Origin of the sequence: Pseudomonas sp. TR47 (assembly GCF_044143025.1) — a bacterium.
GTDB classification, from domain to species: Bacteria; Pseudomonadota; Gammaproteobacteria; order Pseudomonadales; family Pseudomonadaceae; genus Aquipseudomonas; species Aquipseudomonas putida_E.
This window is the reverse complement of the sequence record NZ_JBHFCS010000003.1, coordinates 181,232-196,552: the sequence shown is the minus strand read 5'-3', so window position 1 is coordinate 196,552 and position 15,321 is coordinate 181,232. Positions and strand designations below refer to the sequence as shown.

Annotated in this window: 13 protein-coding genes; 10 read left to right on the top strand and 3 right to left on the bottom strand. The window is 63.1% G+C overall.

The window, feature by feature from the left end:
• Window positions 1-85 precede the first annotated feature (85 nt).
• The 10 genes from tkt (at window position 86) to ACEWE8_RS04970 (ending at window position 10,343) form a co-directional block, all read left to right on the top strand.
• Window positions 86-2,083, top strand: coding sequence for a transketolase (gene tkt / locus ACEWE8_RS05015; RefSeq protein WP_046785047.1), 1,998 nt, complete (start codon window positions 86-88; stop codon window positions 2,081-2,083).
• A 157-nt stretch (window positions 2,084-2,240) separates the two neighbouring features.
• Entirely contained in the window at window positions 2,241-3,302 is a 1,062-nt protein-coding gene (epd, locus tag ACEWE8_RS05010; protein ID WP_046785048.1) for an erythrose-4-phosphate dehydrogenase, read from the top strand.
• 12 nt (window positions 3,303-3,314) lie between these two features.
• On the top strand, window positions 3,315-4,478 hold the full coding sequence (locus tag ACEWE8_RS05005) for a phosphoglycerate kinase (protein WP_046785049.1): 1,164 nt from the start codon (window positions 3,315-3,317) through the stop codon (window positions 4,476-4,478).
• A 32-nt stretch (window positions 4,479-4,510) separates the two neighbouring features.
• On the top strand, window positions 4,511-4,729 hold the full coding sequence (locus ACEWE8_RS05000) for a hypothetical protein (protein WP_012312446.1): 219 nt from the start codon (window positions 4,511-4,513) through the stop codon (window positions 4,727-4,729).
• Between the two features lie 64 nt (window positions 4,730-4,793).
• Window positions 4,794-5,123: an MliC family protein gene (locus tag ACEWE8_RS04995; protein WP_046785050.1), complete on the top strand. Its 330-nt coding sequence runs from the start codon at window positions 4,794-4,796 to the stop codon at window positions 5,121-5,123.
• A 101-nt stretch (window positions 5,124-5,224) separates the two neighbouring features.
• On the top strand, window positions 5,225-6,289 hold the full coding sequence (gene fba / locus ACEWE8_RS04990) for a class II fructose-bisphosphate aldolase (protein WP_008093958.1): 1,065 nt from the start codon (window positions 5,225-5,227) through the stop codon (window positions 6,287-6,289).
• Between the two features lie 197 nt (window positions 6,290-6,486).
• Window positions 6,487-8,607, top strand: coding sequence for a bifunctional diguanylate cyclase/phosphodiesterase (locus tag ACEWE8_RS04985; protein ID WP_046785051.1), 2,121 nt, complete (start codon window positions 6,487-6,489; stop codon window positions 8,605-8,607).
• 39 nt (window positions 8,608-8,646) lie between these two features.
• Entirely contained in the window at window positions 8,647-9,147 is a 501-nt protein-coding gene (locus ACEWE8_RS04980) for a M48 family metallopeptidase (RefSeq protein ID WP_046785052.1), read from the top strand.
• Window positions 9,148-9,159: 12 nt separating this feature from the next.
• The gene (locus ACEWE8_RS04975) at window positions 9,160-9,456 is read left to right on the top strand and encodes a helix-turn-helix domain-containing protein (protein ID WP_012312450.1); all 297 of its coding nucleotides are present in this window, start codon (window positions 9,160-9,162) and stop codon (window positions 9,454-9,456) included.
• Window positions 9,457-9,605: 149 nt separating this feature from the next.
• Entirely contained in the window at window positions 9,606-10,343 is a 738-nt protein-coding gene (locus ACEWE8_RS04970) for an ABC transporter substrate-binding protein (protein ID WP_046785053.1), read from the top strand.
• A gap of 23 nt (window positions 10,344-10,366) precedes the next feature.
• Here ACEWE8_RS04970 and yccS read toward each other — a convergent pair whose 3' ends face one another.
• From yccS to dbpA, 3 genes are all read right to left on the bottom strand, one after another.
• Window positions 10,367-12,550 (bottom strand): YccS family putative transporter, encoded by a 2,184-nt coding sequence (gene yccS / locus ACEWE8_RS04965; RefSeq protein ID WP_046785174.1) that lies wholly within the window; start codon window positions 12,548-12,550, stop codon window positions 10,367-10,369.
• Between the two features lie 83 nt (window positions 12,551-12,633).
• On the bottom strand, window positions 12,634-13,815 hold the full coding sequence (locus ACEWE8_RS04960; RefSeq protein ID WP_046785054.1) for an NAD(P)/FAD-dependent oxidoreductase: 1,182 nt from the start codon (window positions 13,813-13,815) through the stop codon (window positions 12,634-12,636).
• A 130-nt stretch (window positions 13,816-13,945) separates the two neighbouring features.
• Window positions 13,946-15,283, bottom strand: coding sequence for an ATP-dependent RNA helicase DbpA (dbpA, locus tag ACEWE8_RS04955; protein WP_262982424.1), 1,338 nt, complete (start codon window positions 15,281-15,283; stop codon window positions 13,946-13,948).
• Between the last annotated feature and the right edge of the window lie 38 nt (window positions 15,284-15,321).

Genomic DNA, 15,321 nt, shown 5'->3' with positions numbered 1-15,321 from the left:
TTAAATGTTTGCCCCCAGCCCCCCAGTGGGGGAAAATGGCCGCCTTTTTCGTTACACCACCTATTCAAGCCCCAGGAGATAAGCGATGCCCAGCCGTCGTGAACGTGCCAACGCCATTCGTGCCCTCAGCATGGATGCCGTGCAAAAGGCCAACAGCGGCCACCCAGGTGCCCCCATGGGCATGGCGGATATCGCCGAAGTGCTTTGGCGCGACTATCTGAAGCACAACCCGAGCAACCCGAGCTTCGCCGACCGTGACCGCTTCGTGCTGTCCAACGGCCACGGCTCGATGCTGATCTACTCGTTGCTGCACCTGACCGGCTACGACGTCACCCTCGACGACCTCAAGTCGTTCCGCCAGCTGCATAGCCGTACCCCGGGCCACCCCGAGTTCGGCTACACCCCGGGTGTGGAAACCACCACCGGCCCGCTGGGCCAAGGTTTGGCCAATGCCGTGGGCTTTGCCTTGGCGGAGAAAGTGCTGGGTGCCCAGTTCAACCGCGATGGCCACAACATCGTCGACCACAACACCTACGTGTTCCTCGGCGACGGCTGCATGATGGAAGGCATCTCCCACGAAGTCGCCTCGCTGGCCGGCACCCTGGGCCTGAACAAGCTGGTGGCCTTCTATGACGACAACGGCATCTCCATCGACGGTGAAGTGGAAGGCTGGTTCACCGACGACACGCCCAAGCGCTTCGAGGCCTACAACTGGCTGGTGATCCGCAACGTCAACGGCCACGACGCCGACGAGATCCGCACGGCTATCGAGACTGCGCGCAAGAGCGACCGTCCGACCCTGATCTGCTGCAAGACCATCATTGGTTTCGGCTCGCCCAACAAGCAGGGCAAGGAAGACTGCCACGGTGCTCCGCTGGGCAACGACGAAATCGCCCTGGCCCGCAAGGAACTGAACTGGAACCACGCTCCGTTCGAAGTTCCTGCCGACATCTACGCCGAATGGGACGCCAAAGAAGCAGGCGCCAAGGCTGAAGCCGAGTGGAACACGCGGTTCGATGCCTATGCCGCCGCCTTCCCGGAACTGGCCAGCGAACTCAAGCGCCGTCTGAGCGGTGATCTGCCAGCCGACTTCTCCGAAAAGGCCGCTGCCTACATCGCTGAAGTCGCTGCCAAAGGCGAGACCATCGCCAGCCGCAAGGCCAGCCAGAACACCCTGAATGCCTTCGGCCCACTGCTGCCGGAATTCCTTGGCGGCTCGGCCGACCTGGCCGGCTCCAACCTGACCCTGTGGAAGGGCTGCAAGGGTGTGGACGCCAACGACGCCAGCGGCAACTACGTGTTCTACGGCGTGCGCGAGTTCGGCATGACCGCGATCATGAACGGGGTTGCCCTGCACGGCGGCCTGGTGCCTTACGGCGCGACGTTCCTGATGTTCATGGAATACGCCCGTAACGCCGTGCGCATGTCCGCCCTTATGAAGCAGCGCGTCATCCATGTGTACACCCACGACTCCATCGGCCTGGGCGAAGACGGCCCGACCCACCAGCCGATCGAGCAACTGACCAGCCTGCGCAGCACGCCGAACCTGGACACCTGGCGCCCGGCCGACGCAGTCGAGTCGGCTGTGTCCTGGAAGCACGCCCTGGAGCGCAAGGACGGCCCATCGGCGCTGATCTTCTCGCGCCAGAACCTGCAGCATCAGGACCGCGACGCCCAGCAGATCGCCGATATCGCCCGCGGCGGTTACGTGCTCAAGGACTGCGCCGGCGAGCCCGAGCTGATCCTGATCGCCACCGGTTCGGAAGTGGGCCTGGCCGTTCAGGCGTTCGACAAGCTGACCGAGCAGGGCCGCAAGGTGCGTGTCGTGTCGATGCCGAGCACCAGCGTGTTCGACGCACAGGATGCGGCCTACAAGCAGTCCGTACTGCCGCTGCAAGTGGGTGCCCGCATCGCCATCGAAGCGGCTCATGCCGACTTCTGGTACAAGTACGTGGGCCTCGAAGGCCGTGTCATCGGCATGACCACTTACGGTGAATCGGCTCCGGCCAGCGCACTGTTCGAGGAGTTCGGCTTCACCCTGGAGAACATCCTGGGTACTGCCGAAGAGCTGCTGGAAGACTGATGCAACCCTGGAGGGCTTGGCCCTCCATCGCGACGCAAGGCCGCTCCTGCAGTTACCGCGCAGCCTCGATGTTGGCGCGGTGCCTGTAGGAGCGGCCTTGTGTCGCGATGGGCCGCAACGCGGCCCCAACAGCCACCATGCGTTAGCGAGCCCACCAATGCCCCACCCGCGTCCCTACAAAGTTGCACTCAACGGTTACGGCCGCATCGGCCGCTGTGTCCTGCGCGCACTGTTTGAGCGTGGGGCAAAGGCTGGCTTCGAAATCGTTGCATTGAACGACCTGGCCGACCAGGCCAGTGTGGAATACCTGACACGCTTCGACTCCACTCACGGCCGATTCCCCGGCGACGTGAAGGTCGACGGCGACTGTCTGCATATCAATGGTGACTGCGTGAAGGTCATGCGCAGTGCCACCCCCGAGGGCGTCGACTGGGCCGCCCTGGACATCGACCTGGTGCTGGAGTGTTCCGGCGCCTATCACACCCGTGCCGATGGCCAGCGCTTTCTTGATGCCGGTGCGCCGCGTGTGCTGTTCTCGCAGCCCATGGCCAGCGAGGCCGATGTGGATGCGACGGTGGTCTACGGCATCAACCAGGCTTGCCTGACCGGCACCGAGCGCCTGGTGTCCAACGCCTCCTGTACCACCAACTGTGGCGTACCGCTGCTGCGGGTATTGGACCAGGCGTTCGGCATCGAGTACGTACAGATCACCACCATTCACTCGGCAATGAACGACCAGCCGGTGATCGACGCCTACCATCATGAAGATTTGCGCCGCACGCGCTCGGCTTTCCAGTCGGTGATCCCGGTGTCCACTGGCCTGGCGCGTGGTATCGAGCGCCTGCTGCCGGAACTTGCCGGGCGAATACAGGCCAAAGCGGTACGCGTGCCGACCGTCAACGTGTCGTGCCTGGACATCACCCTGCAGACCGCCCGTGACACCAGTGCGGTCGAAGTCAATCGGGTGCTGCGCGAGGCGGCGCTGGATGGCCCGCTCAAAGGCTTGCTGGCTTACACCGAATTGCCCCACGCCAGCTGTGATTTCAACCATGACCCGCATTCGGCGATCGTCGATGCCAGCCAGACACGCGTCTCGGGCCCCCGCCTGGTGAACCTGCTGGCCTGGTTCGACAACGAATGGGGTTTTGCCAACCGTATGCTCGACGTTGCCGAACATTATCTGCACGTCGTCCACCCAACCCGCACCAAACAGCCCTGAAGGACTGCATTCATGACCGTGTTGAAGATGACCGACCTCGACCTGCAAGGTAAACGCGTATTGATCCGCGAAGACCTCAACGTGCCTGTGAAGGACGGTGTGGTAACCAGCGACGCGCGTATCCTGGCTGCGCTGCCGACCATCAAGCTGGCCCTGGAGAAGGGCGCGGCGGTAATGGTCTGCTCGCACCTGGGCCGCCCGACCGAAGGTGAGTTCTCGGCCGAGAACAGCCTCAAGCCGGTTGCCGACTACCTGAGCAAGGCCCTGGGCCGCGACGTTGCACTGGTCGCCGACTACCTCGATGGCATCGAGGTCAAGGCCGGTGACCTGGTGCTGTTCGAGAACGTTCGCTTCAACAAGGGCGAGAAGAAGAACGCCGACGAGCTGGCGCACAAGTACGCGGCCCTGTGCGACGTCTTCGTCATGGACGCCTTCGGCACCGCTCACCGTGCCGAAGGCTCCACCCACGGCGTCGCCAAGTTCGCCAAGGTCGCTGCGGCAGGCCCGCTGCTGGCCGCCGAGCTGGACGCCCTGGGCAAAGCCCTGAAGGCACCGGCCAAACCAATGGCGGCCATCGTTGCCGGCTCCAAGGTTTCCACCAAGCTGGACGTGCTGAACAGCCTGAGCTCGGTTTGCGACCAGTTGATCGTTGGTGGCGGGATCGCCAACACCTTCCTGGCCGCCGCCGGCCACCCGGTGGGCAAGTCGCTGTACGAGCCTGACCTGGTGGAAACCGCCAAGGCCATCGCCGCCAAGGTCAGCGTACCGCTGCCAGTCGACGTGGTGGTTGCCAAGGAGTTTGCCGAGAGCGCCGAGGCCACCGTCAAGGCCATCGCCGACGTGGCCGCTGACGACATGATCCTGGACATCGGGCCACAGACTGCGGCCAATTTCGCCGAACTGCTGAAGTCGTCGAAAACCATCCTGTGGAACGGCCCGGTCGGTGTGTTCGAGTTCGACCAGTTCGGCAACGGCACCAAGGTACTGGCCAAGGCTATCGCCGAGAGCGCCGCATTCTCCATCGCTGGCGGTGGCGATACCCTGGCAGCCATCGACAAATATGGCGTCAGCGCCGAGATCTCCTACATTTCTACCGGTGGTGGTGCATTCCTCGAGTTCGTCGAAGGCAAGGTACTGCCGGCCGTGGCGATCCTTGAAGAGCGGGCAAAAGCCTGACAATGGCGGCGCCTGGCAAAGGGAGCGACCTGATGGTCAAGCAATTGCCTGTGATCTTGCTGGCTGGTTTGCTGAGCGCATGCTCCAGCAGCCCGTCCTCGGACAACGATCCGGCGCAGCCGCCCAAGGGCGGCTGCTACCAGTCTGAGTGGCAGGCCGAGACCGTGCCGGTAATCAGCAAGCGCGTGGGCCCGGAAGGCCTGGAAAAGTATGACGAAGACCACCAGCGCAAGGCGCCTGGCTGCCCATGAACCGATGCGCTTCGTCGGAGCAGGCAACCAAGCGACCATTGTGTGGTCATCTAGAGGATATGCAATGAAAGCGCTGATGGCCTTGATGGCCCTGGCGACACTGGCAGGATGCTCGCTGCTGCAGCCGGCGCAACCCGCCCCGGCAGCCGCCTGGACCCGTTGGGTCTGTGACAGCCAGACCGAAGTGCTCTGGCGCTTCGCCGATGCACAACAGGATTCGGTCGACGTGCGCCTCGGCGGCGGCGACCAGGTCTACCGGCTCAAGTCCGAGCCGAGTGCGTCGGGCGCGATGTACAGCGATGGCGTGCTGGCCTTCCACACCAAGGGCGAGGAAGGCCTGGTGTACTGGGTGGCAACCAACGATCTGATTGGGCGGGGCTGCAAGGCACCGTGACTGGCCGGGCCGCACCGGTGGCCCACACTACTTGAACAGCAACCGCCCCTGCGGCAGGCTTGCACGAAACAAAACGACGCTTGTCGGGAGAGAGATACACAATGGCACTCATTAGCATGCGCCAGATGCTGGACCACGCCGCCGAGTTCGGTTACGGCGTTCCAGCTTTCAACGTCAACAACCTCGAGCAGATGCGCGCCATCATGGAAGCGGCCGACAAGACCGACTCCCCAGTGATCGTCCAGGCTTCGGCCGGTGCCCGCAAATACGCTGGCGCGCCGTTCCTGCGTCACCTGATCCTGGCCGCCATCGAAGAATTCCCGCACATCCCGGTGTGCATGCACCAGGACCACGGCACCAGCCCTGACGTGTGCCAGCGCTCGATCCAGCTGGGCTTCAGCTCGGTGATGATGGACGGCTCGCTGGGCGAAGACGGCAAGACCCCGACCGACTACGAGTACAACGTCCGCGTCACTCAGCAGACTGTCGCCATGGCGCACGCCTGTGGTGTTTCGGTCGAAGGCGAGCTGGGCTGCCTGGGTTCGCTGGAAACCGGCATGGCCGGTGAAGAAGACGGCATCGGCGCCGAAGGCGTGCTGGACCACAGCCAGATGCTCACCGACCCGGAAGAAGCCGCCGACTTCGTCAAGAAGACCCAGGTGGATGCCCTGGCCATCGCCATCGGCACCAGCCACGGTGCCTACAAGTTCACCAAGCCGCCAACCGGTGACGTGCTGGCGATCGACCGCATCAAGGAAATCCACAAGCGCATCCCCAACACCCACCTGGTGATGCACGGTTCTTCCTCGGTACCGCAGGAGTGGCTGGCGATCATCAACCAGTACGGCGGCGACATCAAAGAGACCTACGGCGTACCGGTCGAAGAAATCGTTGAAGGCATCAAGCACGGCGTGCGCAAGGTCAACATCGATACCGACCTGCGTCTGGCCTCCACCGGTGCCATGCGCCGCCTGATGGCGCAGAACCCGAGCGAGTTCGACCCGCGCAAGTTCTTCGGTGAAACCGTGAAAGCCATGCGCGATGTGTGCATCGCACGTTACGAAGCCTTCGGCACCGCCGGTAATGCCTCGAAGATCAAGCCGATCTCCCTGGAAGGCATGTTCCAGCGTTACCTGAAAGGTGAGCTGGCCGCCAAGGTCAACTGATCACAGGCCGCCTTAAAAAGACCCACAGAAATGTGGGTTTTTTTATGGCTGAATGCCCGGCAAACGACCGTTAGTCGACTACCCTTACCTTTAGTCACTGATAGCGTTCTGATTGCATTGCGTGTTACACACTCGAGTCTAGAGTGTTAAACCGGATCCAGATGCAAGTCGAAGTCGGTCATAAAAGAGAAAGCAGCATGGATGGCGCTTACCCTCAACCACCGGATGGCAACTCGGTTCTCCTGGTGGTGGACGATTACCCTGAGAACCTCATAAGCATGCGAGCCTTACTGGCCCGCACAGACTGGCAGGTGCTGACAGCAGGTTCAGGGACGGAAGCCTTGAGCGCCTTGCTGGAGCACGAAGTCGACCTTGTCTTGCTCGACGTGCAGATGCCCGAAATGGACGGTTTCGAGGTTGCCCGGCTGATGCGTGGCAGCCACCGTACCCGGCTGACCCCGATCATCTTCCTCACCGCCAACGAGCAGTCCGATGCCGCCGTGCTCAAGGGCTATGCCAGTGGTGCGGTGGATTACCTGTTCAAGCCGTTCGACCCGCAGATCCTCAAGCCCAAGGTGCAGGCGCAACTGGACCAGCAGCGCAACCGGCGCATGCTGCAACGCTTGACGCGCGAACTGGAGGCGGCCAGGGCGTTCAATGCGTCCATCCTGGAGAATGCCGCCGAAGGCATTCTGGTGGTCGACGCCCACGGCAACATCAGCTTTGCCAACCCGGCGATCTCACGCTTGCTCGATGCCCCGGTCGAGCAATTGCAGGGCGTGCAGTTACTTGAGTTGCTGCAACTGCCCAATGCCACCCTCTGGAGCGAATCGGATTTCCATCAGGCCTACCAGTCACGGCAGATCTTCCGTGTACACGACGCCCACCTGCGCACGGCAGGCGGTCATCTGGTCCCGGTGGCATTGTCCTGCGCACCGCTGCCGGCCGATCAGCAGGCGATGGTGGTGACGGTGCTGGACATGTCGGCGGTGCGCAATTTGCACCAGCAGCTCGAATACCAGGCGGTCACCGACCCGCTTACCGGCCTGCTCAACCGCCGTGGGTTCTATCAGGCCGCTGAAAGCGTGCTGCTGCGCAACGAACGCTCAGACAAGGCCCAGGCCTTGATGTACATGGATTTGGATGGTTTCAAGCGGATCAATGACTCGCTCGGCCACGAGGCCGGGGACCGGGTACTGGGTTGGGTTGCCGAGCAGCTCAAAGACTGCCTTGGTAGTGAGGCGCTGCTGGCACGCATGGGCGGCGACGAGTTCACGGCGCTGTTCGATGGCCTGCCGTATCCGGAACAAGCCGGCCGCTTTGCCGAGCAACTGCTAGAGCGTATGTCCGTCCAGCGCCAGGTGGCCGGCCTGGATGTCTGCCTGGGTGTCAGCATCGGCATTGCCACCTTCCCGGACTGCGGTGCCACTGTCGAAGGCCTGTTGCGTGCCGCCGATGCGGCGATGTATGCGGCCAAGCAGGCTGGGCGCGGGCAGTACCGCTTCTATGACCAGGAGCTCAATGGCCGGGCGCGGTCACGGCTGATGCTTGAGGACAGCGTGCGGCACGCCGTCGAGTCGCAAGGCTTCAACATGGTGTACCAGCCCCAGGTCGCTTTCGCCGATGGTCACCTGCGCGGTTTCGAAGCCCTGCTGCGCTGGCAGCACCCCAGCGTCGGCGATGTACCGCCGGGGCTGTTCATCCCTTTGCTTGAGGAGGCGCGACTGATAACGCGCCTGGCCAGCTGGATCTACCGCCAGGGGGCGGCGCAGCGTCAGGCCTGGTGTGAGCGTTTTGCCCCGGATCTGGTGCTGGGTATCAGCCTGAGCCGCGCTCAGTTCGCCATGCCTGGGCTTGTCGATGAGCTGCAGCGGGTGATACAGGATTACCGGCTCAACCCGGCGCAACTGGAAGTGGAAGTTGCCGAGACCTCACTGATGTACAACATCGACGCGGCGATCAAGCAGATCCACCGCCTGCGCGAGCTGGGAGTGCGCGTGGCGCTGGACGACTTTGGTGCTGGTGACTGCTCGCTGCGCATGCTGCGCGACCTGCCTGTCGACACCTTGAAGCTGGACCGCCACCTGGTGGCGCGCCTGCCCGATTCGGCGCCGGACGCCGCCTTGGTGCGCAGCGTCATCGGCCTGTGCGCCGAGTACAACGTCACGGTCATCGCCGAAGGCGTGGAAACTGCGGCCCAGGCTGCTTGGCTCAAGGCAAACGGTTGCGCCTACGTGCAGGGCTTCCTTGTCGCCCGGCCGATGACCGCCGCCGATGCCAGCGGCTTTCCGGCAATTTTTCCCTGGCCGCAGTCCTGATTGGCTAGAATCGGCATTCGTTACGCCGAATGTCATGCCATGACCGTATTACGCTATTTGCAAGCTTACCCGCCGCACCTGCAAGAGCAGGTGCAGCAGATGATCGACAGCGACCGCCTGGGCGACTACCTGCAACGCCGCTATCCCGGTCGCCATGAAGTGCAGAGCGACAAGGCGCTGTACGGCTACGCCCAGGATCTGCGCCAGCAATACCTGCGCAGTGCGCCAAGCCTGGACAAGGTACTGTTCGACAACCGCCTGGACCTCACCCACCGTGCGCTGGGGCTCAATACTGCGGTGTCGCGGGTGCAGGGTGGCAAGCTCAAGGCGAAGAAGGAAATTCGCATCGCCTCGCTGTTCAAGGAGGCGGCGCCGCAGTTCCTGCGCATGATCGTGGTACATGAACTGGCGCACCTGCGCGAGCGTGACCACAGCAAAGCCTTCTACCAGCTTTGTCAGCACATGGAGCCGGACTACCACCAACTGGAATTCGACCTGCGCGTCTACCTGACCTATCGGGAGCTGCCGGGTAACCTGTAAGGATCACGCAGCATGGATGTGAGCAAGACCAAGAGCAGTTTCTATCGCCGCCTGTACGTGGCCTGGCTGATCGACAGCCAGACCGCTACCAGCGTGCCAGCCTTGATGGAAGCCACCGGGATGCCGCGCCGCACCGCGCAGGACACCATCGCTGCGTTGGCTGACCTGGACATTGTCTGCGAGTTCGAGCAGCAGGAGGGGGCGCGCAACCATGCCGGGCATTATCGCATCCATGACTGGGGTGCGATCGACAAGCAGTGGATCATCCGCCATCTGCGCCAGATCAGGGAAGTGCTCGGCTACCCGTAAATGCGGGGGGCTGCCTGCTTCGGCCAAAATAGAGGCTAATTGACACTATTGGCCGCTGCCCTGTGCGGCGGCTTTGTGTAGTCTCATGACCTGCGTTATCGAAGACCGCCATCAACAGCCTGTGCCTACCACTGCAAAAGGACTTGAGCATGCGGCCACTGCTTTGCGTTCTGGGATTGTTGGGTGTGATGCTGGCTGGGCCAGCCTTGGGCCAGGGCAAACTACGGCTGGTGGCCGATACCTGGCCGCCGTTCACCGATGCCGGCATGCCCGGTGGTGGCCTTGCCACCAGCATCGTCACCACGGCGCTGGCGCGTGCAGGTTACCCCAGCGAGTACGAGGAAGTACCGTGGGCGCGGGCGCTGCTCGGGGTTAGCGAAGGCCGTTACGACGTACTGATCAATGCCTGGTACAACGATACGCGTACCCGCATCGGCCAGTTTTCCAAGGCCTACCTGACCAATCGCATCCGTTTGCTCAAGCGCAAGGGCGACAGCTTCCGTTACAGGCGCCAGGCTGATCTGTATCCCTACAGCATTGCCGTGGTGCGTGATTATGCCTACTCACCCGAATTCGATAGCGACACCCGCTTGCACAAGGTGCCGGTACGCAACTTTTCCTCCGCCGTGCGCATGCTGGCGGCAGGGCGGGTGGATCTGGCAGTGGAAGATGAGTTCGTGGCGCGCTACAACCTGCAGCGCGAACCCGAGCAGGTGCGTGATGGGGTAGTGCTGGTCGAACCCGCGCTGGGCGAGAACACCCTGCATATTCTGGTGAGCCTCAAGCACCCTGAGCATCGGCAGATCGTCGAGCGGTTCGAGCGCAGCATTGCAGCGATGAAGGCAGACGGCAGCTATGCACGGCTTCTGCGCCAGCATGGCTTTTGATGTGCAGCGCAGGCAACGAACAATCAGGCCGGTGAGCCCTCTTTGATCAGGTGCGCGGCCAAGGTCCGCAACGGCCCCAACTGCCGGCAGATCAGCGCCAACTGGGTCTGCACCAATCGTTGATGTTCATCCAGTTCCTCAGGCATCTGCTCCAGCGTATTGGCCAAGGCTTCTTCGGCATCGCTGTGAATCGCCACGGGTAACCGCGCGGCCAGGCCGTTGGCGATTTCGTCGAGGCTGGCGGCCAATGCCTGCCCCGCCCCCTCGATCAACTGTTCATGGACCTCTGCCGGCAGCGCCGTATCACGGTGTGCCCCCAGCCCTGAGAGGTAGCTGAGCAAGGTATGCGACAGCACCAGGAAGCGGAAGCCCACATCGGCCTCCTTACGGAAGTGCCCCGGCTCCATGAGCATGTTGGCCAGCGTGGTGGACAGCGCCGCGTCAGCGTTGTGTGCGTTGCGCCGGGCCAGGCGGTAAGCCAGGTCATCGCGCTTGCCGTGGGCATACTGCTGCATGATCTGACGCAGGTACACACTGGCGCAGGCCAAGGTGTTGGCCAGTGCCTTGTTAAGGCGACGGCCCTGCCAGTCGGGGAGGAACAGGAACACGGCGAGAATGGCGATCAGGCTACCGACCAAGGTATCGAACAGCCGTGGCAGGAACAGGCCGTAGCCATCGCCGATCTGGTTGAAGCAGAACAGGATCATCAGCGTGATCGCCGCCGTGGCCAAGGTGTAGCGGGTGGTCCGGTTGACGAAGAACACCACCCCGGCCACCACTGCGAACGCCGACTGGATGAGCGGATTCGGGAACAGGTCGAACAGGGCCCAGCCCACGGTCAGGCCGATGGCTGTGCCGAAGATCCTCTGCACCAGTTTGCGCCGGGTGGCGCCATAGTTGGGCTGGCAGACGAACAGGGTGGTGAGGATGATCCAGTAGCCTTGGGTCGGGTGGATCAAGTGCACCATGCCGTAGCCCACCGACAGCGCCAGCGACAGGCGCAGGGCATGGCGGAACAGCAGCGAGGTAGGTGTGAGCTGGGTGCGCAACCGCTTCCACACATCCTTGAGGTTGCGTGGCGAACGGTCGAGCAGGCTGCTGTCGCTGGCGTCGGCCAGGCTGTCGGGGTTGCTGGCGGCGCCAAGCAGGCGGTCCAGCGTGGCCAGGTTTGCGGCCAGGGCGCGTAGTGAGCGCAACAGGCCACGCCAGGCCGGGTTGTTCTGGTTACGCAGGTGCTCAAGCGAGGCATTGAGGTCCTCGAGGGCCTCGGCGAAGCCGGTGGCCAGAACGAACGGCTGGCGCAGCCGGATCGAGCGTGCCAGTTCCTGGCAGGATGCCCCTTGTTTGCGCAGCAGGCGCTGGCAGCGGAACATCACATCACTGTGGAAGAACGCCTCGGTGAGGGCGTTGTAAGGGTAGTGCGAGGCGCTCACCCTTTCGTGGATGTCCTGGGCCAGGAAGTACAGCTTCAGGTAGCGGCTGACCTTGGAGTTGGGCTGGCTATTGCCCACCCGGTGTAGAATGATTTCCTTGGCGGCATTCAGCGCGGCCACCACCTTGCCGTTTTGCTGGGCCAATGCCAGGCGCTGGGCTTCGACATCGAGTGTGCGAATCGGCTCGAACAGGCTGGCCTTGAGCTTGAGGTAAGTGCCCAGTTCGAAGAACAGTTTGGCCAGGCTCTGCTGTACCGGTTGGTTGGAGAACAGCGCCTGCCACAGCACCGAGAGCAGACCATACCAAGCGGCACCGGCCACCAGCAGCAGCGGTTCATGCCAGAAGTCGCTGACTTCGCCGCCGCGCTGGTCCACGCCGATCATGGTGTACACCGACAGAATCAGCGTTGCCGATGCGATCGCTCCGTAGCGTTCACCCAATGCGCCAAGCATGGTCAGGGAGAAGGCGGCCAAGGCCATGGAAACGGCGAAGATCCAGGGGTAGGGGAACAGCAGTTCCACCGAAAGCGCGGCAATGGCGAAACACAGCAGGGTGACGAGCAACGCGCTGAGGCGGCCTTGCCAGCTATCGTCGGTCTCGGCCAGGGCGCTGGCGATGATGCCGAGGAACAGCGGGATGAGCAGGCTCATCTCGTTCTGGTACCAGCACCAGGCCATGCTGCCGGTGAGCGCGATGGTCACGCGGATGGCGTAGCTGAACTTGTCTTGACCCCACAGGCGACGCAATGACTGACGGAACGAGCTCGATGACATGATGGCCTGCTGGCAGTGATCGATTGAATGCATTGCGGCACGGACCAGCAAGAAGCGTTCCGTGCTGCTGAATGGATTCTACTCTACACGAACTGTGCTGCAGCGTTGGCCGATGCCCAGGCCCATTGGAAATTGAAACCGCCCAGGTGGCCGGTGACATCCAGCACTTCACCGATGAAATAGAGGTTGGGGCTCTTCAGCGATTCCATGGTTTTCGACGACACCTCACGGGTATCGACGCCACCCAAGGTGACTTCGGCGGTGCGATAGCCTTCGGTACCTGCCGGTACCAGCTGCCAGGCTGCCAGTTTGTCGGCGATCTGCGCCAGCTCCGCCGGGGTGTACTGCTTCATCGGCTTTGACTCGAACCACTGCTCGGCCAGCAGGTTGGCCAGTTTGCGGGTGAACACCTCGCCCAATACGGTCTTGAGTTCCGCGTTGGCGCGCTCGGTCTGCTGCTGTTGCAGCCAGGTCAGGGCATCACGGTCGGGCAGCAGGTTGATTTCGACCGTGTCGCCGGCCTCCCAGAACGACGAAATCTGCAGGATCGCCGGGCCGCTGAGGCCGCGGTGGGTGAACAGCAGGTTTTCGCGGAAGCTGGTGCCGTTGCAGCTGGCTGTGCAATCGAGCGAGGTGCCCGACAGCTCGGTGCACAGTGCCTTGAGCTGGGGCTCGGTAATGGTGAACGGCACCAGGCCTGCGCGGGTCGGCAGCAAGGTATGGCCGAACTGGCGCGCTACCTGATAGCCGAAGCCGGTCGCGCCCAGCGTTGGAATCGACAGGCCTCCGGTGGCGATCACCAGCGATTGGCAGGCAAACTGGCCGGCGCTGGTTTGTAGCAGATAGCCGCTTTCGGTCTTCTCGATATGCTCGATGCTGGTTTGCATGCGCAGTTCGGCACCGGCTTCGTCGCATTCGGCCAACAGCATGTCGAGGATGTCGCTGGCCTTGTTGTCACAGAACAGCTGGCCGAGCTTCTTTTCGTGGTAGGGCACGCCATGCTTGGCCACCAGCTCGATGAAGTCCCACTGTGTGTAGCGGGCAAGGGCCGACTTGCAGAAGTGTGCGTTCTGGGAGAGGAAGTTGGCCGGCTCGGTGTACAGGTTGGTGAAGTTGCAGCGCCCGCCACCAGACATGAGGATCTTCTTGCCTGGCTTGTTGGCGTGGTCGAGCAGCAGCACCCGGCGGCCACGGCGGGCGCTGAGCTGGGCGCACATCAGGCCGGCGGCGCCGGCGCCGAGGATGATCACGTCGGTGGTGTGCACGGGGTACCTCATAAAGAGTGCTGGGGCTGCTGCGCAGCCCTTTCGCGACACAAGGCCGCTCCTACAGGCGTACGCAATCCATTGGAGCGGCCTTGTGTCGCGAAGGGCCGCAAAGCGGCCCCCAAAGATTTCAGAGAATGCGAACTTTCAGGGCGCGGCCCTTGATCTTGCCGCTGTTCAGGCGCTGCATCGCCTGCTTGGCCAGCGCCCGCTCCACCGCCACGAAGGCCTGGAAGTCGAAGATGGCGATCTTGCCCACCTGCTTGCCCGGGATGCCGGCATCACCGGTCAGCGCACCGAGGATGTCACCCGGGCGCAGCTTGTCCTTGCGGCCAGCGGCGATGCACAGCGTGGTCATGACCGGCAGCAGCGGTTCGCCACCTTTGTTCTTCAGGCTGTCCAGCTGGTCCCAGCGCAGCGGGCTCTTCTGCAGCGCCTCGATGGCCTGGGCCCGATGGCCTTCGGCCGGAGCGACCAGGCTCACGGCAAGGCCTTTCTCGCCCGCGCGACCGGTACGGCCGACGCGGTGCACGTGGATCTCGGCATCGCGCGCCAGCTCCACGTTGATGACCATGTCCAGGCCATCGATATCCAGACCGCGGGCGGCTACATCAGTGGCCACCAGCACCGAACTGCTGCGGTTGGCGAACATGGTCAGCACCTGGTCGCGGTCGCGCTGCTCGAGGTCGCCGTGCAAGGCCTGGGCCACGATGCCCTTGGCGGTGAGGTGGGCGACCACGTCCTCGCACTGCTGCTTGGTGAAGCAGAACGCCACGCAGGACTGCGGGCGGTAGTGGCCGAGCACGCGGGTGACAGCCTCCAGGCGCTGTTGCGGGTCGATTTCGATGAAGCGCTGTTCGATCTGGTTGTCGGTGTGCAGGCTCTCGACCTTGACCTGCTGCGGCTTGCGCATGAAGTCGGCGGCCAATTGCTCGATACCGGCGGGGTAAGTGGCCGAGAACAGCAGGGTCTGGCGGCGCGGCGGGGTCTTGCCGATGATGCTGGCGATAGCGTCGAAAAAGCCCATGTCGAGCATACGGTCGGCTTCGTCCAGCACCAGGGTATTGAGCCCGTCGAGCACCAGGGTACCTTTGTCCAGGTGCTGCTGGATGCGCCCTGGGGTGCCGACGATGATGTGCGCGCCATGTTCCAGCGAAGCGATCTGCGGGCCCAGCGAGACGCCACCGCACAGGGTGAGGATCTTGATGTTGTCTTCAGCGCGGGCCAGGCGGCGCAGCTCTTTGGCAACCTGGTCGGCAAGCTCGCGGGTGGGGCACAGTACCAGTGCCTGGCAACCGAAGTAGCGCGGGTTGATCGGGTTGAGCAGGCCGATGCCGAAGGCGGCGGTCTTGCCGCTGCCGGTCTTGGCCTGGGCAATCAGGTCCTGGCCCCTGAGGATGACGGGCAGGCTCTGGGCCTGGATCGGCGTCATCGAGGCATAGCCGAGGGCGTCCAGGTTGGCCAGCATGGCGGGGGACAGCGGCAAGGTGGCAAAAGCGGTGGATT